This is a genomic window from Planctomonas deserti, assembly GCF_003067705.1.
Lineage (GTDB): Bacteria > Actinomycetota > Actinomycetes > Actinomycetales > Microbacteriaceae > Planctomonas > Planctomonas deserti.
The window spans coordinates 1-537 of sequence record NZ_QANL01000184.1 but is presented as its reverse complement, the minus strand read 5'-3'; the positions used below and the strand labels follow the sequence as shown (position 1 = coordinate 537).

The window sequence follows — 537 nt, the reverse complement described above, 5'->3', positions numbered from 1 at the left end:
CGTGGTCGTGTCACCGCCATCCGTGGCTTGAAGGAGAAACTGCTGGCCGCACTGCGCGGTGGTATCCGCACGGTCATCATTCCGGAAGAGAACCGCAAGGACCTTGCAGACATTCCGGCCAACGTCACCCGCGATCTGGAGATCGTGCCGGTGAAGTACATCGAAGAAGTCCTGGACCTGGCGCTGGAGCGCCCGCTGGCACCGAAGAAGGCGCGCAAGAGTGCGCAACGTGTCACGGTGCGCAGCAAGGCCAAACCGAGTGGAAGCGCGCGCGTCAAGCATTGACGCGCGCTGTCCGATGGCCCGAAACCCGCGTCGTTGCTGGCTTTCCAGCTTGCGTGGGGGTAGGGCCGCTGGTATAAAAGCAGCACTCGCGAATGAGTGATCGCTGTCAGCGATGACTGAATCGGCGAACCGTTTCCACATGGCGGCCGCATGCAGAAGGCATGCGGTTGCTTCCCTGTCGAATAAGCGGAACCCACCGCCAAAGGAGTTGTAGAGAATGAACAAGACCGAATTGATCGATGCCGTTGCTGA

At 60.3% G+C, this 537-nt stretch carries 1 protein-coding gene; it reads left to right on the top strand.

The window, feature by feature from the left end; genetic code table 11:
* Window positions 1-285 (top strand): S16 family serine protease (locus DAI20_RS20205; RefSeq protein WP_240606154.1); only part of this gene is annotated, 285 nt, incomplete at its 5' end.
* Window positions 286-537: the final 252 nt, after the last annotated feature.